This window comes from Herbaspirillum sp. WKF16 (assembly GCF_028993615.1).
GTDB lineage: Bacteria > Pseudomonadota > Gammaproteobacteria > Burkholderiales > Burkholderiaceae_D > Herbaspirillum.
In genome coordinates this window covers 499,399-519,183 of sequence record NZ_CP118632.1, presented here as the reverse complement: position 1 = coordinate 519,183, position 19,785 = coordinate 499,399, and the positions used below count along the sequence as shown (strand labels likewise).

Below are 19,785 nucleotides of genomic sequence, written 5' to 3'. Positions count from 1 at the left end.
GCCGCCAGTGGCCTGCTAGAATGCGCCCATATCGAACGAGGAGAGCAATGAGCAAGCAGCCAGAAGCGCAAGCGGCGCCGGCGAAGACGACGGCTGCGCCGGTATATCGCAGCATCGGCAAGGGAACCCCGAGGATCCTGCGCCCCATCCTGGCGCTCAACGACTTCGAGGCGGCGGCGCAAAAGATCCTGCCCAAGCCGCTGTTCGGCTACATCGCATCGACGACCGAAACGGGCGCCTCGCACCGCGCCAACATCGAGGGGTTCGGCGATTGGGAGTTCCGGCCGAACTACCTGGTCGACGTGTCCCGCCGCAGCCTCGCCACCGAACTTCTCGGCATGCCGTTCAAGGCGCCCTTCGGCATCGCTCCCATGGGCATCAGCGCGATGATGTGCTATCGCGGCGACATCGTCCTGGCGCGCGCCGCCCGCGCGGCGGGGATACCGATGATCATGAGCGGCTCGTCGTTGATCCCCATGGAGTCGGTTGCCGCGCAAGCGCCCGGAAGCTGGTTCCAGGCCTACCTTCCCGGCAACGCCGAGCGCATCTCCGCGCTCATCGGGCGGATCGGCCGCGCCGGCTTTTCCACGCTGGTGCTGTCGATCGACACCGCGGTGCTCGGCAACCGCGAGAACACCATCCGCGCCGGTTTTTCCACTCCGCTGAAACCTTCGCTCCGGCTGGCTTTCGATGGAATAACGCGGCCGCGATGGCTGTGCGGGACGATGCTGCGCACCCTGCTCAATCACGGGATGCCGCATTTCGAGAACAGCTTCGCCGAACGCGGCGCGCCCATCATCGCGCGCAATATCGAACGGGACTTCACCGCGCGCGACCACCTGAACTGGACCCACCTGGCGCAGATCCGCAAGCAATGGCCAGGCAAGCTGATCGTCAAGGGCATACTGTCGGGCGAAGACGCCGCCCGCGCGGTGCTTGAAGGGGCCGACGGCATCATCGTCTCCAACCACGGAGGACGCCAGCTGGACGGCGCCATGAGCGCGCTGAACGCGCTGCCGGAAGTGCGCTCGCAGGCGGGCCAGGTGCCGGTGATGCTGGACGGCGGCGTGCGACGCGGCTCCGACGTCCTCAAGGCCATGGCGCTGGGCGCCGACTTCGTCTTCGTGGGACGTCCCTTCCTCTACGCCGCGGCAGTCGCGGGCGAAGCCGGCGTGCGGCACGCCATCGACATCCTCGCCGACGAAATGCATCGCAACCTCGCCTTGCTGGGTTGCCTGTCGCCCAACGAGCTGAACGAAAAGCACGTGCTCAGGGCGCGCCGCCGATAGACGAAAAAAATCCCGGCGCCAGGCCGGGACGCCATCGCTCATGAGGCTCAGTCGCGGACTTTCCCGCGCATCGATTTGATCTCGCCGCGCTGCGTCTTGCTCTGCAACCGCTTGCGCTGAGAGCTGCGGGTGGGCCGCGTCGGCCGGCGCAGCACCGGCACCCTGGCCACCAGCGCCAGCATTTCGTGCAGGCGCTGCAAGGCATCGGCCTTGTTCTTCTCCTGGCTGCGGTGCGCCTGGGCCTTGATCACCACCACTCCCTCCTTGCTGATGCGCTGGTCCTGCAAGGCCAGCAGCCGCTGCTTCACTTCGTCCGGCAAGGACGAGGCGCGGATATCGAAGCGCAGGTGGATGGCGCTCGATACCTTGTTGACGTTCTGCCCGCCCGCGCCTTGCGCGCGGATGGCAGTCAGTTCGACTTCGTCGTCGGATATGAAGAGGGGAGGAATGGCAGCGGTCCGGTTTGGCAAAGCGCTATTTTAATGGCTGGCGCGACGGTGGCGGCCATTTGGACGGGACGGGCTGGAGGGCACTGCCGCGGCGCTGGGCCGCCTTCAATGCCGCCACCGGCGCCCGCAGCCGGTATGCGCCATGCCTGCCACGCCGCGCCGGTTTTGCCGGCTGCCGCCAAACCCGCGTAAAATACGCCCCTCACGCGGGTGTAGCTCAATGGTAGAGCAGGAGCTTCCCAAGCTTAAGACGAGGGTTCGATCCCCTTCACCCGCTCCACCGCAGACGCGGCCACCCAGTCCGGCCGCACTGCCGCTTCATTTCCGCCTTATCGATCCACGAGTACTCCCATGTCCGAGAACAAATCCGGCAAGCCGCTTTTCTACGATCCGAGCGAGCGCCGCATCCGCAGCTTCGTCACGCGCACGGGGCGCGTTTCCAATGCCCAGGGCCGCGCCCTGGAAGAACTGGGGCCGAAGTTCCTGTTGCCTTACGCCAAGGAGCAGCTCGACCTGGCCGCCGCCTTCGGCCGCGCCGCGCCGGTGGTGCTGGAGATCGGCTTCGGCATGGGCGAGACCAGCGCCAAGATCTCGGCGCTGATGCCAGAGAAGAATTTCATCGGCGTGGAAGTGCACACGCCCGGCGTGGGCAGTTACCTGAAGCTGGTGGACGAGAGCAAGCTGGAGAACGTGCGCATCATCCAGCACGATGCCGTGGAAGTGCTCAACAACATGATCGCGCCGGGCGCGCTGGCCGGCGTGCACGTGTTCTTCCCGGATCCGTGGCACAAGGCGCGCCACAACAAGCGCCGCCTGATCCAGGGCCCGCTGGTGCAGCTGCTCAGCTCGCGCCTGGCCGTGGGCGGCTACCTCCACTGCGCCACCGACTGGGAAGACTACGCCATCCAGATGCTGGAAGTGCTGGGCGCGGAGCCGACGCTGAAGAACACCTCGACCGACCCGTCCGGCTACGCGCCGCGTCCGGATTACCGCCCTACCACCAAGTTCGAGAACCGCGGCCTGCGGCTGGGACACGGCGTGTGGGACCTGGTGTTCGAGAAGGCAGCCTGAGCCGGGCCGCCTGACTACGGCGATCCGGGCAGGCTGCCCGCATGCGAAACGGCATGTCCTTGCGGGACATGCCGTTTTTGCATTGGCGCCGCCGATTCCTCCCCGAGCTTGAACACCGCCACCGCCCGCTGCAAGGCCTCCGCCTGGTCCTGCATGCTCTCGGCCGCCGCGGCGGCCTGCTCGACCAGCGCGGCGTTTTGCTGGGTCACGCCGTCCATCCTGATCAGCGCCTGGTTGACCTCGTCGATGCCGGCGCTTTGTTCGCGGTTGGCGTTGGTGATCTCATCCATGATGGCGGCAACCTTCCGGATCGCCGCGACGATTTCCTGCATGGTGTCGCCGGCGCCGCCGACCAGCGAGGTGCCGGTGCTGATCTTGCCCACCGAGTCGTTGATCAACTCCTTGATTTCCTTGGCGGCGGTGGCGCTGCGTTGCGCCAGGCTGCGCACTTCCGAGGCGACCACCGCGAAGCCGCGCCCCTGTTCGCCGGCGCGGGCGGCTTCCACTGCGGCGTTCAGGGCCAGGATGTTGGTCTGGAAGGCGATCCCGTCGATCACGCCGATGATGTGGACGATCTTGTGCGAACTCTCCTCGATGGCCTGCATGGTCTGCACCACCGCGCCGACCATCTCGCCGCCCCGCACCGCCACGCCCGAGGCTTCCCCGGCCAGCTGGTTGGCGTGATGCGCGTTGTCGGCGTTCTTGCGCACGGTGGAGGTAATCTGCTCCATCGAGGCCGCTGTCTCTTCCAGGAAGCCGGCCTGTTCCTCGGTACGCTCGGACAGGTCGCGGTTGCCACCGGCGATCTCGGTGGCGGCCGCCGTGATGGCAACGGTGCCGTGCCGCACCTCGGCGACGATGTTGGCCAGGTTGCCGTTCATCGCCTTCAGTGAGTGCAGCAGGTTGGCGGTCTCGTCCCGGCCGGACACCGCCAGTCCCGCGCGCAGGTCGCCGGCGGCCACCATGCGCGCCACCTTGACCGCCGCCTCCAGCGGCAGCACGATGCTGCGCACCTGCCACCAGGTGATGCCCGCGCCCGCCAGCAGCGACAGCGCGATCGCCGCGATCAGCCAGGCCCGTTCACGGCGGTAGGAGGAAAGGGTGTCGGCGGCGGCTGCGGCGCGCACGGCCTGCCCGTGCGCCAGCACGGCGGCGACGATGTCGTCGATCATTTTGGTGGGCAGGCGATCCACGCCCTTGACCTGCCGGTCGATGCGGCCGACCGAGGACGGGTCGACCGGCGCGTGGGCCTTGAGCGCATCGAGGTACCGGGCCAGCAGCTCGGCATGGGCCGCCTGCGCCTTGTGGGCGGCGGCGCCATCCATGCCGATCTGCGGCATGAGCTTCTCCAGCCTTTTCAGCGACGCCTGGGTGGCGGCGCTCTCGTCGATCAGGGCCTGGCGGTATTTGATGAAGGCCTCGGGATCCCCGCCGCGCAGCAGGATGTTCTTCCATTCCTGGACCTGGATCTTGAACTGCACCTGGGCGCCGCGCGCCGCGTCGACCGACTGTTCGACCAGCGCGCCCTGGCGCATCGCCTGTTCGCCCTGGCTGTAGATCTCATCGAGCACCATCCAGCTGCGCATGCCGATGAACGCCGTAATGGCCAGCAGCAGGGCCGCCAGCATGCCCAGGCGCAAGCCTATCTTGAAGTCGTTGAGTTTCATGTGTCCCCCGAGAATGGTCGCCACATGATGAACGCCTCTTCGCCCCGGCAAGCGGCGGGACGAAGAGACGTTGGTCAAAACCCAAAAAATTTCGCTAGGCGCAGGCAGGGAAAGGCGCCCGGATCGTGGCGATCGCGGGGATTGGGGCGCCTCCTGGGACGCCGGCGCGTGCGGGTGGCCGGAGGCCTCAGGCCGGGGCTTCCTCGGCGCCCGCAATGAGGGCGATAATCTGCGCGCCGTAGGTGTCGAGCTTCTTCTCGCCGACGCCGTTGACGTGGCGCAGGTCGTCCAGCGACTGCGGCCGCGCCTTGGCGATCTCGCGCATGGTGGCGTCGTGGAAGATGACGTAGGCCGGCACGTTGTGCTCGCGCGCGGTTTCCACGCGCCACCAACGCAGCTTCTCGAAGAGCTCCTGCTCTTGCGGCGAGAGGTCGGTCTCGACGAAGGTGGAGCGCTGCGAACTGCGCTTGGCCTTGACCGGCTTCTGGTACTGGCGCAGCTGCACCTGCTGCTCGCCGCGCAGCACCGGGCGCGCGGCCTCGGTAAGTTTCAAGGCGCTGTAGTTCTCGGCATCCACCGTGAGCAGGCCCAGCGCGATCACCTGGCGCAGGATGGCGCGCCACTCGGCCTCGCCGCGCTCGCTGCCGATGCCGAACACCGAGAGCTGGTCGTGGCGCCATTGCTTGACGCGCTCGCCGTCGATGCCGCGCAGCACCTCGATCACATGACCGGGCGCGAAGCGCTGCTCGACGCGGTAGACGGTCGAGAGCAGTTTCTGCACCTCGACGGTGGCGTCGAAGGAAACCGGCGGCGCCATGCAGGTATCGCAATTGCCGCAGGGGCTGGCTTCCTGGCCGAAGTAGTTGAGCAGGCGCACGCGGCGGCAATGCAGGGTTTCGCACAGGCCGAGCATGGCGTCGAGCTTGCCGCCCTGCACGCGCTTGAAGCTGTCGTCGGCTTCCGACTCGTCGATCATGCGGCGCTGCTGCACCACGTCCTGCAGGCCGTAGGCCATCCAGGCGTCGGCGGGCTGGCCGTCGCGGCCGGCGCGGCCGGTTTCCTGGTAGTAGCCTTCCACGCTCTTGGGCAGGTCCAGGTGGCAGACGAAGCGCACGTCCGGCTTGTCGATGCCCATGCCGAAGGCGATGGTGGCGACCATCACGATCTTGTCTTCGCGCAGGAAGCGCGCCTGGTTGGCGGTGCGCAGCGCGTAGTCCATGCCGGCGTGATAGGCCAGCGCATTGATGCCCTCGCCGCGCAGGAACTCGGCGGTCTCTTCCACCTTCTTGCGCGAGAGGCAATAGACGATGCCGGCGTCGTCCGGGTGTTCGCTCTTGATGAAGTCCAGCAGCTGCTTGCGGCCGTTGGCCTTCTCGACGATCTGGTAGCGGATGTTGGGCCGGTCGAAGGAAGAGACGAACTGCTGCGCCTCTTCCAGCTGCAGGCGATGGATGATCTCCTCGCGCGTCTGGGCGTCGGCGGTGGCGGTCAGCGCGATGCGCGGCACCTGAGGGAAGCGCTCGTGAAGCACCGACAGCTTGATGTATTCGGGACGGAAGTCATGCCCCCACTGCGAGACGCAGTGCGCCTCGTCGATGGCGAACAGGGCGATGCGCGAGGCCTCCAACAGGTCCAGGCAGCGCGGCGTCATCAGCCGCTCGGGCGCGACGTAGAGCAGGTCGAGGTCGCCCTGGCGCAGGCGGCGCTCGATGTTGAGCGCCTCGTCGAAGCTCTGGGTGGAATTGAGGAAGGCGGCGCGCACGCCGACCTCGGCCAGCGCGTCGACCTGGTCCTGCATGAGGGCGATCAGCGGCGAGACCACCACCCCGGTGCCCTCGCGCAGCAGCGCCGGCACCTGGTAGCACAGCGACTTGCCGCCGCCGGTGGGCATGAGCACCAGCGCGTCGCCGCCGCCGGCCACCTGCTGGACGATCTCGCCCTGGTGGCCGCGGAAGGACGAATAGCCGAACACCGTCTCCAGCACGTGCAGGGCGCGGTCTTGCAGCGTGGCTGCGGCGGGCAGGGAGTCGAAGTCAACCATGGATGGGGAGCGGTGCCGGTAGGTGGAGCAAAGACGCTATTTTATTGCAGCCAACCGCGGGCCACAGCGAAAAGCAGGAAAGCGCCCAGCGCGGCTCGATAAACGATGAAGGGCCAGGTCGAAAACCTCTCAAGGAATTTCATCAGGCCCCAGATCGCGGCAAACGCCGACACGCTCGCCACGGCGAGCCCGAACAGCAGCACGCCCCAGGCCTCCAGCGGGATGTGGGCGTGCAGCAGCACGGCCAGTTCCTTCAGGCCGGCCAGCGCGATGGCCGGCAAGCCCAGCAGGAAGGAGAAGCGGGCGGCCTCCTCGCGGCGGAAATTCAGGAACAGCGCGGCCGTCAGCGTCGAGCCCGAACGCGAGACGCCGGGGATGAGCGCGCCGACCTGCGCCAGGCCGACGATCAGGGCGTCGCGCAGGCGCATCTGGTCGACGCTGCGGCGATGACGGCACACCAGCTCGGAAATCGCCAGCAAGATGGCCATGGCGATGCAAGACCAGCCGATCACGGTCAGGCTGCGCAGCGGCGAGCCGCAGGCGTTCAACACGTGCGACAGCGCCAGGCCGGCGATGCCGATGGGAATCGTGGCCAGGATGATGGCCACGGCCAGCTTGAACATCGGATCGTCGAAATCGCGCCGGCGCCAGGCCGCCACGCTGCCGCCGGTGACCGCGGCGACGTCGCGCCGGAAGTAACTGATCACCGCCGCCAGCGCCGCCAGCTGCATGGCCGCGGAAAAGGCCGAACCGGGATCGTGCCAGCCGAGGAAGGCCGGCACCACGCGCATATGGGCGGTGGAGGAAATGGGCAGCAGCTCGGTGATGCCCTGGACGATGCCCAGGAAACCGATCTGCGCGTAGCTCAGGGAGGCGAAGCCGATATCGAGGCCGGCGCTGCAGACATTGGCCATGTGGATGTTCTCTGGAAGGGATTGGCGAAGGTTATAAGTGACGCCGGACGCATCGAGGCGTCCGGCGGGTACGGCAGTGTAGCGCGCAAGCGCCGGGCGCGGGCTTATTCCATCCAGACCACGGTGCCGGTGTAGGCCGTGACCAGCACCACGATACCGAACACGATGCGGTACCAGGCGAACACGGTGAAGTCATGCGAGCTGATGTAGCGCAGCAGCCAGCGCACGCACAGGAAGGCCGAGACGAAGGCGGCCACGGTGCCCACCGTGAACAGCGGCACGTCGGCCGCCGACAGCAGCGCGCGCTCCTTGTAGAGCGAATAGATGGTGGCCGCGAACAGGGTCGGGATGGCCAGGAAGAACGAGAACTCGGTAGCCGCCTTGCGCGACAGGCCGAACATCATGCCGCCGATGATGGTCGCGCCCGAGCGGCTGGTGCCGGGGATCAGCGCAAAGGCCTGGGCGATGCCGACCTTGAGCGCGTCCAGCGGCGTCATGTCGTCGACCGTCTCGATGCGCGCCGAGGCCATGCTCATGCGGTCCTTGTTGCGACGCTCCACCCACAGGATGATCAGGCCGCCGACGATGAAGGCGACGGCCACCGCGACCGGGTTGAACAGCACCTCCTTGATCCTGCGGCTGAACAGGAAGCCGAGGATGGCCGCCGGCAGGAAGGCGATGATCAGGTTGATCACCAGGCGCTGCGCGCGGCGGTCGGTGAACAGGCCGGTCAGCACGGCGGCGATGCGGGCGCGGAATTCCCAGCACACGGCCAGGATGGCGCCGGCCTGGATCACGATCTCGAAGACGTCGGCTTTTTCCTTGGAGAAAGTGGGGCCGGTGAACTGCAGCAGGCTGTTGGCCAGGATCAGGTGGCCGGTGGAGGAGATGGGCAGGAATTCGGTCAGGCCTTCGACGACGCCCATGATGAGCGCCTTGAGCGCGAGGATGGTATCCATACGGTGGCTGGGTGGCTTCTTTTGTGGAGTTGAACGGGAAAACGTGGCGGGGGAAATCAAAAACCGGCGGTTTGACCGCGCTTGCTCAGGAAGGTGCGCCGCAACAAACCGAAATTTTACAATACGCGAGCCGTCGCCCTGCGATATCCGCTTACCGGCGTTAACATGTCGCCTTTCCATGGCCACCCGCGCCGCCAGAAAGGACTTGCATGAGCGACATCACCATCTACCACAATCCCCGGTGCGGCACCTCGCGCAACGTGCTGCAAGCCCTGCGCGACGGCGGCGCCGAGCCCGTGGTGATCGAATACCTGAAAACGCCGCCCGACCGCGCCACGCTGGAAAAGCTGATCGCCGCCATGGGCGTGCCGGTGCGCGAGGTGGTGCGCACCAAGGAAGCGCTGTTCAAGGAGCTGGGCCTGGACGCGCCCTCGGTGAGCGACGAACAATTGCTCGACGCCATGATGGCGCATCCCATCCTGATCAACCGGCCCATCGTGGTGGCGCCCAAGGGCACGATGCTGGTGCGGCCGAGCGAACGGCTGGCAGAGATCTTCCCCTGACGTGAATCGGCAGGGCGGCTCAGGCAGCCGGCGCCGTCGCCGCCTCCAGCTCGCCCAGCCAGAACATCGCGGCCGCGGCGCTGGCGCCGCACATCTCGGCCGAGGGTTGCAGGCCGCCGCAGAAGGCCGGGCGCTCGGGACGGCCGAAGATGCGGCAGCGCATCGACTCGTCCAGTTGCACGCAGGGCACGCCGGCCGGCTTGCCGTCGGGCATGCCGGGAATCGGGCTGGTGATGGAAGGCGCCGTGCAGCAGGCGCCGCACTGGGGTCGGCAGTTCATGGAATGGCGGATCGGGATAGCGGGTCGGGATAGCAAATCGTCAACCCGGCGGGCGGGCAGCCGCGGCCCGCTATTGTAGCGGAGCCGTCGCCGGCGGCGGCTTTACATTCGCTTACGCCTTCGCTTGCGCCGCCTCCTTGACGGCTTGGACTTTGCCACTTACATTGCTGACTCCTCGGTAATTTAGCGTCAAGCTCGTCTTTTTTCGATATGAAAACAGGCCGGCCGCCGCGCCTTGCCCTCCATGTCCGAAGCCGCCAAAGAACCCCGCTGGGAACGCCGCAAGCAGGATCGCCCGCAGGAATTGCTGGCGGCGGCGCTGCAGCTGTTCGTCGAACGCGGCTATGCGGCCACGCGCCTGGAAGACGTGGCCGCCCGCGCCGGGGTATCCAAGGGCACGCTGTACCTGTATTTCGAGAACAAGGAAGGCCTGTTCAAGTCGGTCGTGCGCGCCAACATGCTGCCGCTGCTCGATGAAGCCGAGGCCATGGTGGACGGCTATGCCGGCGCCAGCGCCGAGCTGCTGCGCGAACTGATCACGGGCTGGTGGGAGACGGCCTCGCGCTCCGGGCTGAACGGCATTTCCAAGCTGATGGTGGCGGAATCGGGCAATTTCCCCGAGCTGGCGCGCTTCTATCACGACGAAGTGATCGTGCGCAGCGACGCCATGATCGTGCGCATGCTCGAGCGCGGCATGGCGCGCGGCGAATTCCGCGCGGTCGACGCCGAGGCCATGAAGAAGGTGATCGTGGCGCCGGTGGTGATGCTGATGCTGTGGGACCAGTCCTTCGGCCCCTGCTCGATCACCCGCATCGACCCGCAAGCCTACCTGGCCAGCCTGATCGACCTGTGCATCAACGGCCTCAAGGCCTGAACGCCGCTCACAATAAAAAGCCTGCGCAAACGTCAGCAGGCACAACCCCCGGGACTATCCGAATGACGCTTTCCTTCCTCAAACGCCGCTGGCTGCGGTGGACCTTGCTGGCGGTGGTGCTGCTGGTGGCGGCAGCGATGCTGCTGAAAAAACGCGGCGCGCCGGATGCGGCGAAAACCGCGGCGGCGGCCTCGGCCGCCCCCAGCGCCATGGAGTTCCTGCCCGGCGACCTGTACACCGTGGGCAGCGGCGAGCTGCGCCAGGTGCTGCCGCTGTCGGGCGCGCTGCGCGCGCTCAACCAGGCCTCGGTGAAGGCGCGCGTGGCCGGCGAGGTGCAGCAGGTGCTGGTGCGCGAGGGCGAAGCGGTCAAGGAAGGCCAGGTGCTGGCCCGTATCGACGCCGCCGATTACCAGGCCAAGGTCGACCAGGCGCGCGGCGCGCTGGTGGCCTCGCAAGGCCAGCTGGACATTGCCACCCAGACCCGCAACAACAACCAGACGCTGCTGGACCGCGGCTTCATCTCGCGCAACGCCTTCGATACCGCCGCCAGCCAGTTCGATATCGCCCGCGCCAACGTCGACTCCGCGCGCGGCGCGCTGGAGGTGGCCCGCAAGGCCTTGTCCGATACCGTGGTGCGCACGCCCATGAACGGCCTGATCAGCGCGCGCAACGTGCAGCCGGGCGAGAAGGTGGCGGTCGACGGCAAGCTGCTGGACGTGGTCGACCTGTCGCAGATGGAGCTGGAGGCGCCGGTGCCGACCAACGACATCCTCAAGGTGCAGGTCGGCCAGGAGGTGCAGGTGGCGGTGGAGGGCCTGCCGCAAAAGGTGGCGGGCCGCGTGGCGCGCATCAATCCGGCCACGCAGTCGGGGTCGCGCTCGATCATGGTCTATGTGCGGGTGGACAATCCGCAGGGTCTCTTGCGCGCCGGCATGTTCGCCGACGCCAGCCTGACGCTGGAGAAAAAGGCGCAGGCGCTGTCGGCGCCGGCCACCGCGATCCAGGTCGAGGACGGCAACGCCTACGTCTACGCCATCGAGAACGGCGCGCTGGCGCGCCGGCCGGTGGTGACCGGCATGCAGGGCCGCGCCGGGGACGGCAACGCGGTCGAGATCGTCAGCGGCCTGGCCGCGGGCGCGCAGATCGTCCGCGCCAACCTGGGCATCATGCGCGACGGCACGCCGGTGCGCGTGCTGCAGCCGGGCGGCGCGGCGCCGACGACGTCGGCCGCCATCCCGGCGCAGGCGGCGCAAGCAGGCATCGCCCCGCCGGCGCCGCCCGCCAATCCCTCCACCCAGCCACAGGGACGTTGAACGATGTGGTTCACGCGCATCTCGATCGGCAACCCGGTCCTGGCCACCATGATGATGATGGCCTTCGTGGTGCTGGGCCTGTTCTCCTACCAGCGCATGCGGGTCGACCAGTTCCCCGACATCACCTTCCCGGTGGTGGTGGTGCAGACCAGCTACCCCGGCGCCTCGCCCGAGAACGTCGAGTCCGACGTCACCCGCAAGATCGAGGAGTCGGTCAACACCATCAACGGCATCGATACGCTGATGTCGCACTCCTACGAAGGCCTGTCGGTGGTGATCGTGCAGTTCGACCTGACCGTCGACCCGGCGCTGGCCGCGCAGGACGTGCGCGAGAAGGTCGCGCTGGTGAAGGCGGCGTTCCGCAAGGAGGTGGATGAGCCGCGCATCACCCGCTTCGACCCGGCCGACCAGCCGATCTTCTCGATCTCGGTTTCCAACGCGCCCGGCGCCAAGCCGCGCACCTTGCGCGAGCTGACCACCATCGCCGACCAGGTCATCAAGAAGCGCCTGGAAAACGTGCGCGGCGTGGGCTCGGTGACGCTGGTGGGCGGCGTCAAGCGCGAGGTCAACATCTACGTCAAGCCGGCCGAGATGGAAGCGCTGGGCGTAGGCGTGAACCAGATCATCGATGCCGTCAGGAACGAGAACCAGGAGCTGCCCACCGGCGCCATCCGCACGCTGGACGCGGAAAAGACGGTGCAGGTGCAGGGCCGGCTGAAGAATCCGGAAGACTTCAGGCGCATCATCGTGGCGCGCCGCGGCGGCCAGCCGGTGACGCTGGAGCAGGTCGCCAACGTGGTCGACGGCCAGGAGGAGCAGGAGACGCTGGCGCTCTACAACGGCCGCCGCACGCTGGCGCTGGACATCCTCAAGGCCCAGGGCCAGAACACCATCGACGTGGCCGACGGCTTGAAGCGCGCCATGGCCGACATGGGGCCCAGCTTCGAGAAGCTCTATCCGGGCGTGACGCTGGAGATCGTCAAGGACGGCTCGCGCCAGATCCGCACCGGGGTCGAGAACGTGCGGCGCACGCTGATCGAGGGCGCGCTGCTGACGGTGGCCATCGTGTTCCTGTTCCTGAACTCCTGGCGCTCCACCGTGATCACCGGCCTGACGCTGCCGGTGGCGCTGATCGGCACCTTCCTGTTCATGTACATGTTCGGCTTCACCATCAACATGATCACGCTGATGGCGCTGTCGCTGTGCGTGGGGCTGCTGATCGACGACGCCATCGTGGTACGGGAGAACATCGTGCGCCATGCCGGCATGAAGGTGCACGGCAAGTTCAAGTCGCACCGCATGGCGGCGCTGGAGGGCACGCAGGAAATCGGCCTGGCGGTGCTGGCGACGACCTTCTCCATCGTCGCGGTGTTCCTGCCGGTGGGCTTCATGGGCGGCATCATCGGCCGCTTCTTCCACCAGTTCGGCGTGACGGTGGCCGCGGCGGTGCTGATCTCGATGTTCGTGTCCTTCACGCTGGACCCGATGCTGTCCTCGATCTGGCCCGATCCGGATGCCCACGGCGAGCACGGCAGGAAGGCCGGCTGGTACGACAAGAGCATCGGCCGCGTGCTGCATGCCTTCGACCGCCTGGTGCAATGGCTGTCGGCGCGCTACCAGGAAATGCTGCGCTGGTCGCTCAGGCACCGCGTGGCGACATTGCTGATCGCGCTGGCCACGTTCTTCGGCGGCTTGGCGCTGCCGGCCGCCGGCCTGATCGGCTCGGAGTTCGTGCCGCAGGCGGACTATTCGGAAACCGGGGTCACCTTCTTCACCCCGGTCGGCTCCTCGCTGGAGCTGACCGAGAGCAAGGTGCGCCAGGTCGAGGCCGTGCTGCGCCAGTTCCCCGAGATCACCGACATCTACAGCACGGTCAACACCGGCAACGCCCAGGGCAAGAACTACGCGACCGTGTTCGTGCGCCTGAAGCCGCGCAGCCAACGCAGCCTGACCACCGGCCAGATGGCGCCGCTGCTGCGCGAGAAGCTCTCGCGCGTGGCCGGCATCAGCATCACCCACGTGGGCACGCTGGACGGCGTGGGCGGCGACAACAAGCAGATCCGCTTCAGCCTGCTCGGCCCCGACCTGCAGCAGCTGGCGCGCCTGTCCGAGCAGGTGGAAGCGCAGATGCGCAGGATGAATGGCGTGGTCGACCTCGACTCCAGCCTGAAGGCGCAAAAGCCCACCATCTCGATCGAGCCGCGGCGCGACATCGGTTCCGACCTGGGCATCGGCGTGGCGCAGCTGGGCAATGCGCTCTCGCCGCTGCTGGCGGGCGAGGCGGCCAGCAGCTGGCGCGGGCCGGATGACGAGAATTACGACGTCAACGTGCGCCTGTCGCTGAAGGACCGCAACACCGTGGACGACCTCTCGCGCCTGATGCTGGCCAGCACGCTGACCAACTCGGACGGCTCGCCGCGCATGGTGCCGCTGCGCCAGGTGGCCGAGATCAGGCACACGCTGGGCGCCAACCAGATCAACCGGCGCGACCTGAACCGCGAGGTCGAGCTCTCGGCCAACGCGCAGGGCCGCTCGGCGGGACAGATCAACGCCGAGATCAAGACCATGCTGGACAACATCCACTGGCCGCCGGGCTACCGCTACCAGATCGGCGGCTCGACCAAGAGCATGAACGAGTCCTTCGGCTACGCGGTGGGCGCGCTGGCGCTGGCCATCGTGTTCATCTACATGATCCTGGCCTCGCAGTTCGCCAGCTTCCTGCAGCCGATCGCGATCATGTCCTCGCTGCCGCTGACGCTGATCGGCGTGTTCCTGGCGCTGATGTTCTTCCGCTCCACGCTCAACATGTTCTCCATCATCGGCTTCATCATGCTGATGGGCCTGGTGACCAAGAACGCGATCCTGCTGGTGGACTTCGCCAACCAGGCGCGCCGCGAAGGCATGGAGCGGGGCGCCGCGCTGCTGGAGGCTGCCCACGTGCGCCTGCGCCCGATCCTGATGACCACGCTGGCCATGGTGTTCGGCATGGTGCCGCTGGCCTTCGGCGTGGCCGAGGGTTCCGAGCAGCGCGCCCCGATGGGCCAGGCGGTGATCGGCGGCATCATCACCTCCTCGCTGCTCACGCTGGTGGTGGTGCCGGTGGCCTATACCTACCTGGACGACCTGGGCGCCTGGGTCAAGCGCAAGTGGTTCGGCCGGGGCGCGGACCAGGCCGACGAGGGGACGCGGCATGAAGGCTGAAGCGGCCGGCGCGGTCGCCGCGCCCTGTTGCAACGGGGAAATCCCGCAACAGGCGGGTTTCCCGGGCGTTTTTTCAGCTCTACACGAGCTGTCTAGCTGGGCGGTGTTTGATAAAATGGCGGTTTTCCGTCGCTATTAGAGCCCACCGCCATGAATATCGAACAAGCCCGTTTCAACATGATCGAACAGCAAATCCGCCCCTGGAACGTGCTGGCGCAGGACATTCTGGACCTGCTGACGGTCGTCAAGCGCGAGGAATTCGTTCCCGCCGCGCACCGCAGCCTGGCCTTCTTCGACACCGAGATCCCGCTGCCGGGCGGCGAAAACATGCTGGCGCCGAAGATCGAGGCCCGCATCGCGCAGGAAGCCAACGTCAAGAAGCACGAGGTGGTGCTGGAAATCGGCGCCGGCTCGGGCTACATGGCGGCGTTGCTGGCGCACAAGGCGCGCCACGTGACGACCGTCGATATCTCGCCGGAACTCAAGAGCCTGGCCGAGCAGAACCTGTCGGACTACGGCGTGGCCAACGTCGACGTGCAGCTGGGCAACGGCGCGCAGGGCTGGACCGGCGCCGACGGCAAGGCTGCCGAATACGACGTGATCGTGATCTCCGGTTCGCTGCCGGTGCTGCCGGAAGCCTTCGGCAAGCAGCTCAAGATCGGCGGCCGCCTGCTGGCCATCGTCGGCTCCCTGCCGGTGATGCAGCTCAAGCTCATCACCCGCACCTCGGAGCAGGCCTTCGAGACCGTCAACATCGTCGAAACCGCGGCCACTCCGCTGCATGCGGCGACCACGCCGTCCCACTTCACTTTCTAGGAATATCTCATGGAGCACATCACCGCCCCGGACCTGGCAGCGTGGATCGCCGATCCCGACCGCCCTACTCCCCTGCTGCTGGATGTGCGCGAACCCTGGGAACACCAAACCTGCAACATCGCCGGCTCGCAGCTGGTGCCGATGAACACGGTTCCCGGGCGCTTCTCCGAGCTCGATGAAGAGCAGACCGTGGTCTGCATCTGCCACCATGGCGGACGCAGCATGCAGGTGGCGGCGTTCCTCGAACGCCAGGGCTTCACCAAGGTGATCAACCTGACCGGCGGGGTGCACGCCTGGGCCAACCAGGTCGATCCGTCCATGCCGACCTACTGAGTTGCCGATGCCGCCATCCCCGTTCCTCGCGGACGGGCCTGGCGGCAGTCCGGCGCCGGCGAACTTTCCCCTCCCTTTCACGCCATCCGCCTTGCCGCCGCGTAGCGCGGCGCAGGCCCGGGTTCCGTTTGCCGCCGTCCGCGCCGCCTGTTCCACCCCTTGCCTTGTCCGGAGAATCCGCCGCATGCGTTCCGCCCTGATCGTCTCCCTGCTTGCCGCCCTGGCCACGCCGGCCGCCGGCGCCGCCGACCTGCTGCAGGTCTACCAGCTGGCGCTGGCCAACGACCCGGTCTACACCAGCGCGCGCTATGCGCTGGCCGCCGGCCGCGAGAAGGACACCCAGGGCCGCGCCGGCCTGCTGCCCGCCATCAGCGTCGGCGGCAGCTACACCCGCTCGGACCAGAACTTCGACAGCACCAACAACAGCTACGCGCTGCAGCTGACGCAGCCGCTCTTGCGCCTGGCCAACTGGGAGACCTACAAGCAGGGCAAGCTGTCGGTAGCCTCCAGCGAAGCGCAGTTCGCGCAGGCCCAGCAAGACCTGATATTGCGCTGCGCGCAGGCGTATTTCGACGTGCTGGCGGCGCAGGATGCGCTGTCCTTCCTGGCGGCGCAGAAGATCGCCATCAGCGAGCAGCTGGCCTCGGCCAAGCGTAACTTCGAGATCGGCACCTCCACCATCACTGACACCAACGAGGCCCAGGCGCGCTACGACCTTGCCAATGCGCAGGAGATCGCCGCGCAGAACGACCTGGAGGTCGCGCTTTCCAAGCTGCAGCAGATCATCGGCCAGGCGCCCGCGCCGCTGTCGGTGCTGCGCCCGGGCGTGAAGCTCTCGGCGCCGCAGCCGGCGCAGATCGACACCTGGATCGCCAGCGCCCAGGCCGACAACTACGCGGTGGTGGGCCAGCAGGTGGCGCTGGAGATCGCGCAAAGCGAGATCAAGCGCAACCGCGCCGGGCACGCGCCCACGGTCGACCTGGTTGCCGGGCGCAACTTTACCGACCAGACCAGCGTGCGCTCGCCCTACCTGAACCTGCGCGGCTACAGCAACTCGGTCGGCGTGCAGTGGAACATCCCGCTGTTCTCAGGCTTCGCCACCGGCAGCAAGGTGGACGAGGCGATCGCGCTGGCCGACAAGGCCCGCTCGGATCTGGAGAACGCGCGCCGCACGGCGGTGCTCAACGCGCGCCAGTCCTACCTGGGCGTGGTCAACGGCTTGTCGCAGGTGAAGGCGTATGAGGCGGCCGAAGTGTCGAGCCAGTCCTCGCTGGACTCCAACAAGCTGGGCTACCAGGTCGGCGTGCGCATCAATATCGACGTGCTCAACGCCCAGCAGCAGCTGTACTCGACGCGGCGCGACCTGGCCCGAGCGCGCTATGACACGCTGATGAACGGATTGAAGCTCAAGGCCGCGGCCGGCGCGCTGCGCGAGGACGACCTGGCGCAGGTCAACGCCCTCCTGGGCGGGCCGCAGCAATAAGGAAGAGGGAAGCGGGAAGCTGGATCAGACCGAGGGCGTCTTGCCGTCGGCGTCCTTCTGCAGCGATGGGGCCGTCTTCAAGGCATGCAGCGAGGCGGCCAGGATGCGCTCGCCGTCGGCCACCAGGTCGAAGCTGTCGGGCGCGAAGAACCAGTCCGTCAGCAGGCCGCTGAAGGTGGAGTGCGCCATCAGGCAGGCCACGCGGATGTTGAGCGAGGCCGGCAACTGGCCGCGCGCGATGGCGTTGCCGAGGATCTGCTCCAGGCGCAGCATGCCGTCGACATGGCATTCGCGCTGGCGCACCAGGATCGGGTCGTCGTGATCGGCGAATTCGCACTTGTTGAAGATGATGTCGAACACCCGGCGGCAGCGCTCGTCGGTGGCGGCCAGGGTCAGCACGTAGACGCCGCTGCGCAGGAACTGACCCAACGGGTCTTCCTGCTGCGGGCTGGCGTTCTCTTCCAGCACCGCTTCCATCGGCAGCCGCACGCGCTCGCACATGGCGTCGAACAGGTCGGACTTGTTCTTGAAGTGCCAGTAGATGGCGCCGCGCGTGACGTCGGCGGCCTTGGCCACGTCGGCCAGCGAGGTCTGCGAGACGCCGCGCTCGTGGAACACCTGCTCGGCGGCGTCGAGGATGCGGGAGCGCGTCTCGAGCGCTTCTTCCTTGGTTGAGCGGGCCATGTCAGCGGCCCGGGCGCGGAAGGATGGAAATCTGGATCATGGCGATACCCGATGATGGAAGGAAACGCGCAGCCCGGCCGCGCGGCTTGCCGCGCAAGCCCGGTACATGCCGCGGATGCTGCGCGCGCACATCGGCGACCGATGCGCGACACCACGGCGGCGCGCCGGGCGGGTGCGCGCTGTCATGTTCCCGTAAGACAAGCTTTGGCACAATGGCATGGCTGGCAATCCAAGTCCCGGGCTGCGGCAAATCGACGCAGAAGCGGCAACGGCGACTCGGTTTTTCTCCTGCAGAAATGGCGGCGAGGCGCTCTTGTCGGTTAAATGCAAGGAATCGCTCATATTTACCTACGCTGATTTCCACAAGTTTGCTAAATTAGTGAGAGTTTCCGAATAAATACATACATACATGAATGTATGTATAATAGCACCCGCTTCAAGTCTCTGTCGTCAATCAAACGCAAAAAATCGACCGCCTCCGCCGGGAAGCAGGCATCTTCTTTTTTGCTCTGCAACAAACTGCTTTTACGTGTTTTTCCAGTCTCTCCGCCCTCCGGACGAGGCAGCACCATCCGCTTCATCGAATTCGTTTCATTGCCGCCACGGCGGCCTCACTTTACTTTCGTGCGAGATATCTATGAGCTCAGTCAGTCGTTTCACGCGCCTCACCATGACAATCGCAGTTGCTGCCGCCCTGGCCGCCTGCGGACAAAAACCAGCCGCTCCGGGCGCGATGCCGCCGTCTGAGGTCTCCGTCGTCACCGTGGCGCCGCAACGCGTCGCCATCACCAATGAGCTGCCGGGCCGGGTCGAGGCCTTCCGTGTGGCGCAGGTGCGCGCCCGCGTGGCCGGCATCGTGCAAAAGCGCGTCTTCAAGGAAGGCAGCGACGTCAAGGAAGGCCAGGTCCTCTTCAAGATCGACCCGGCGCAATATAAGGCCACCTACGACAGCGCCCAGGCCACGCTGGCGCGCGCCCAGGCCAACCTGACCCAGGCCGCGCTCAAGGCGCAGCGCTACAAGCCGCTGGTGGAGGCCAACGCCGTCTCCAAGCAGGAATACGACGACGCCGTCGCCGCGCAGAAGCAGGCCGAAGCCGACGTCGCCTCGGGCAAGGCCGCGGTGCAGACCGCCGGCCTGAACCTGGGCTATGCGACCGTGACTTCGCCCATCTCCGGCCGCATCGGCCGCGCGCTGGTGACCGAAGGCGCGCTGGTCGGCCAGGGCAGCGACGCCACCCAGCTGGCGCTGGTGCAGCAGCTCGACCCGGTCTACGTCAACGTGACCCAGTCCAGCGCCGACCTGTTGAAGCTGCAGCAGGCCATGGCCAGCGGCCAGTTGAAGAGCGTGGGCGACAACAAGGCGGCGGTGACGCTGCTGCAGGAAAACGGCCAGGCCTATCCGCTGCAGGGCAAGCTGCTGTTCTCCGACATCACGGTGGATGAAGCCACCGGTTCGGTCTCGCTGCGCGCCGAATTCCCCAACCCCAAGCGCGTGCTGCTGCCGGGCACCTACGTGCGCGCCAAGATCGAACAGGCGGTCGACGAGGCCGCCCTGCTGGTGCCGCAACAAGCCGTGATGCGCGACCCCAACGGCTCGTCCGTGTTCGTGGTCAACGCCGAGAACAAGGTGGAGCCACGTCCGATCAAGACCGGCGCCGCGCGCGGCAACAGCTGGCAGATCCTGGACGGCTTGAAGGAAGGCGACCGCGTGATCGTGGAAGGACTGCAAAAGGTCAAGCCGGGCGCCCCGGTCAAGCCTGTGGCGTGGAACCAGAATCCCGCGGGCGCTCCCGCGCAAGGCCAACCGGGCCAGCAAGCTGCGAGCGCCCAACCGAAAGCTAACTAAGA

General features: G+C 66.9%; 17 protein-coding genes, 1 tRNA gene and 1 pseudogene. 11 read left to right on the top strand and 8 right to left on the bottom strand.

Annotation, left to right across the window (positions count from 1 at the left end):
* Positions 1-20: 20 nt before the first annotated feature.
* Positions 21-1,289 carry an alpha-hydroxy acid oxidase gene (locus Herbaro_RS02315; RefSeq protein WP_446719301.1) on the top strand — a complete coding sequence of 423 codons (1,269 nt, stop codon included), beginning with the start codon at positions 21-23 and terminating at the stop codon, positions 1,287-1,289.
* Positions 1,290-1,336: 47 nt separating this feature from the next.
* Here the strand turns inward: Herbaro_RS02315 and arfB are convergent, their stop codons facing one another.
* The gene (arfB, locus tag Herbaro_RS02310) at positions 1,337-1,759 is read right to left on the bottom strand and encodes an alternative ribosome rescue aminoacyl-tRNA hydrolase ArfB (protein WP_275012229.1); all 423 of its coding nucleotides are present in this window, start codon (positions 1,757-1,759) and stop codon (positions 1,337-1,339) included.
* Between the two features lie 185 nt (positions 1,760-1,944).
* Between arfB and Herbaro_RS02305 the strand changes: the two genes are divergently transcribed.
* Positions 1,945-2,018 (top strand) — tRNA-Gly (locus Herbaro_RS02305).
* A gap of 71 nt (positions 2,019-2,089) precedes the next feature.
* Entirely contained in the window at positions 2,090-2,809 is a 720-nt protein-coding gene (gene trmB, locus Herbaro_RS02300) for a tRNA (guanosine(46)-N7)-methyltransferase TrmB (RefSeq protein ID WP_275012228.1), read from the top strand.
* 14 nt (positions 2,810-2,823) lie between these two features.
* Here trmB and Herbaro_RS02295 read toward each other — a convergent pair whose 3' ends face one another.
* The 4 genes from Herbaro_RS02295 to Herbaro_RS02280 form a co-directional block, all read right to left on the bottom strand.
* Positions 2,824-4,476 carry a methyl-accepting chemotaxis protein gene (locus Herbaro_RS02295; RefSeq protein WP_275012227.1) on the bottom strand — a complete coding sequence of 551 codons (1,653 nt, stop codon included), beginning with the start codon at positions 4,474-4,476 and terminating at the stop codon, positions 2,824-2,826.
* 187 nt (positions 4,477-4,663) lie between these two features.
* On the bottom strand, positions 4,664-6,517 hold the full coding sequence (recQ, locus tag Herbaro_RS02290) for a DNA helicase RecQ (RefSeq protein ID WP_275012226.1): 1,854 nt from the start codon (positions 6,515-6,517) through the stop codon (positions 4,664-4,666).
* 41 nt (positions 6,518-6,558) lie between these two features.
* On the bottom strand, positions 6,559-7,431 hold the full coding sequence (locus Herbaro_RS02285; RefSeq protein ID WP_275012225.1) for an undecaprenyl-diphosphate phosphatase: 873 nt from the start codon (positions 7,429-7,431) through the stop codon (positions 6,559-6,561).
* A gap of 104 nt (positions 7,432-7,535) precedes the next feature.
* Positions 7,536-8,390 carry an undecaprenyl-diphosphate phosphatase gene (locus Herbaro_RS02280; protein WP_275012224.1) on the bottom strand — a complete coding sequence of 285 codons (855 nt, stop codon included), beginning with the start codon at positions 8,388-8,390 and terminating at the stop codon, positions 7,536-7,538.
* Positions 8,391-8,599: 209 nt separating this feature from the next.
* On the opposite strand from Herbaro_RS02280, the pseudogene arsC reads away from it, so the two are divergent.
* Positions 8,600-8,950, top strand: a pseudogene (gene arsC / locus Herbaro_RS02275) (arsenate reductase (glutaredoxin)); the annotation flags it as partial.
* A 22-nt stretch (positions 8,951-8,972) separates the two neighbouring features.
* Here arsC and Herbaro_RS02270 read toward each other — a convergent pair.
* Entirely contained in the window at positions 8,973-9,233 is a 261-nt protein-coding gene (locus tag Herbaro_RS02270; protein ID WP_275012223.1) for a YkgJ family cysteine cluster protein, read from the bottom strand.
* 244 nt (positions 9,234-9,477) lie between these two features.
* Between Herbaro_RS02270 and Herbaro_RS02265 the strand changes: the two genes are divergently transcribed.
* From Herbaro_RS02265 to Herbaro_RS02240, 6 genes are all read left to right on the top strand, one after another.
* Entirely contained in the window at positions 9,478-10,107 is a 630-nt protein-coding gene (locus Herbaro_RS02265) for a TetR/AcrR family transcriptional regulator (RefSeq protein WP_275012222.1), read from the top strand.
* Between the two features lie 62 nt (positions 10,108-10,169).
* Positions 10,170-11,420, top strand: a complete 1,251-nt coding sequence (locus Herbaro_RS02260) for an efflux RND transporter periplasmic adaptor subunit (RefSeq protein WP_275012221.1) — start codon at positions 10,170-10,172, stop codon at positions 11,418-11,420.
* A gap of 3 nt (positions 11,421-11,423) precedes the next feature.
* Entirely contained in the window at positions 11,424-14,621 is a 3,198-nt protein-coding gene (locus tag Herbaro_RS02255; protein WP_275012220.1) for an efflux RND transporter permease subunit, read from the top strand.
* 150 nt (positions 14,622-14,771) lie between these two features.
* A complete protein-coding gene (locus tag Herbaro_RS02250) occupies positions 14,772-15,437 on the top strand; it encodes a protein-L-isoaspartate O-methyltransferase family protein (RefSeq protein ID WP_275012219.1) in 666 nt (221 codons plus the stop codon).
* Between the two features lie 9 nt (positions 15,438-15,446).
* Positions 15,447-15,770, top strand: a complete 324-nt coding sequence (locus Herbaro_RS02245) for a rhodanese-like domain-containing protein (RefSeq protein ID WP_275012218.1) — start codon at positions 15,447-15,449, stop codon at positions 15,768-15,770.
* A 184-nt stretch (positions 15,771-15,954) separates the two neighbouring features.
* Positions 15,955-17,253 carry a TolC family outer membrane protein gene (locus Herbaro_RS02240; protein ID WP_275012217.1) on the top strand — a complete coding sequence of 433 codons (1,299 nt, stop codon included), beginning with the start codon at positions 15,955-15,957 and terminating at the stop codon, positions 17,251-17,253.
* Between the two features lie 24 nt (positions 17,254-17,277).
* Here the strand turns inward: Herbaro_RS02240 and Herbaro_RS02235 are convergent, their stop codons facing one another.
* The gene (locus tag Herbaro_RS02235) at positions 17,278-17,937 is read right to left on the bottom strand and encodes a TetR family transcriptional regulator (protein WP_275012216.1); all 660 of its coding nucleotides are present in this window, start codon (positions 17,935-17,937) and stop codon (positions 17,278-17,280) included.
* Between the two features lies 1 nt (position 17,938).
* Positions 17,939-18,301, bottom strand: coding sequence for a hypothetical protein (locus Herbaro_RS02230; protein WP_275012215.1), 363 nt, complete (start codon positions 18,299-18,301; stop codon positions 17,939-17,941).
* A gap of 273 nt (positions 18,302-18,574) precedes the next feature.
* On the opposite strand from Herbaro_RS02230, the gene Herbaro_RS02225 reads away from it, so the two are divergent.
* Complete coding sequence (locus tag Herbaro_RS02225) at positions 18,575-19,783, top strand: efflux RND transporter periplasmic adaptor subunit (RefSeq protein ID WP_275012214.1); 1,209 nt, start codon at positions 18,575-18,577, stop codon at positions 19,781-19,783.
* Positions 19,784-19,785: the final 2 nt, after the last annotated feature.

Coding starts and splice junctions, on each gene's coding strand:
- Herbaro_RS02315 (WP_446719301.1), top strand. CDS start 21: ATGCGCCCATATCGAACGAGGAGAGCAATGAGCAAGCAGCCAGAAGCG.
- trmB (WP_275012228.1), top strand. CDS start 2,090: ATGTCCGAGAACAAATCCGGCAAGCCGCTTTTCTACGATCCGAGCGAG.
- Herbaro_RS02295 (WP_275012227.1), bottom strand. CDS start 4,476: ATGAAACTCAACGACTTCAAGATAGGCTTGCGCCTGGGCATGCTGGCG.
- recQ (WP_275012226.1), bottom strand. CDS start 6,517: ATGGTTGACTTCGACTCCCTGCCCGCCGCAGCCACGCTGCAAGACCGC.
- Herbaro_RS02285 (WP_275012225.1), bottom strand. CDS start 7,431: ATGGCCAATGTCTGCAGCGCCGGCCTCGATATCGGCTTCGCCTCCCTG.
- Herbaro_RS02280 (WP_275012224.1), bottom strand. CDS start 8,390: ATGGATACCATCCTCGCGCTCAAGGCGCTCATCATGGGCGTCGTCGAA.
- Herbaro_RS02270 (WP_275012223.1), bottom strand. CDS start 9,233: ATGAACTGCCGACCCCAGTGCGGCGCCTGCTGCACGGCGCCTTCCATC.
- Herbaro_RS02265 (WP_275012222.1), top strand. CDS start 9,478: ATGTCCGAAGCCGCCAAAGAACCCCGCTGGGAACGCCGCAAGCAGGAT.
- Herbaro_RS02260 (WP_275012221.1), top strand. CDS start 10,170: ATGACGCTTTCCTTCCTCAAACGCCGCTGGCTGCGGTGGACCTTGCTG.
- Herbaro_RS02255 (WP_275012220.1), top strand. CDS start 11,424: ATGTGGTTCACGCGCATCTCGATCGGCAACCCGGTCCTGGCCACCATG.
- Herbaro_RS02250 (WP_275012219.1), top strand. CDS start 14,772: ATGAATATCGAACAAGCCCGTTTCAACATGATCGAACAGCAAATCCGC.
- Herbaro_RS02245 (WP_275012218.1), top strand. CDS start 15,447: ATGGAGCACATCACCGCCCCGGACCTGGCAGCGTGGATCGCCGATCCC.
- Herbaro_RS02240 (WP_275012217.1), top strand. CDS start 15,955: ATGCGTTCCGCCCTGATCGTCTCCCTGCTTGCCGCCCTGGCCACGCCG.
- Herbaro_RS02235 (WP_275012216.1), bottom strand. CDS start 17,937: ATGGCCCGCTCAACCAAGGAAGAAGCGCTCGAGACGCGCTCCCGCATC.
- Herbaro_RS02225 (WP_275012214.1), top strand. CDS start 18,575: ATGAGCTCAGTCAGTCGTTTCACGCGCCTCACCATGACAATCGCAGTT.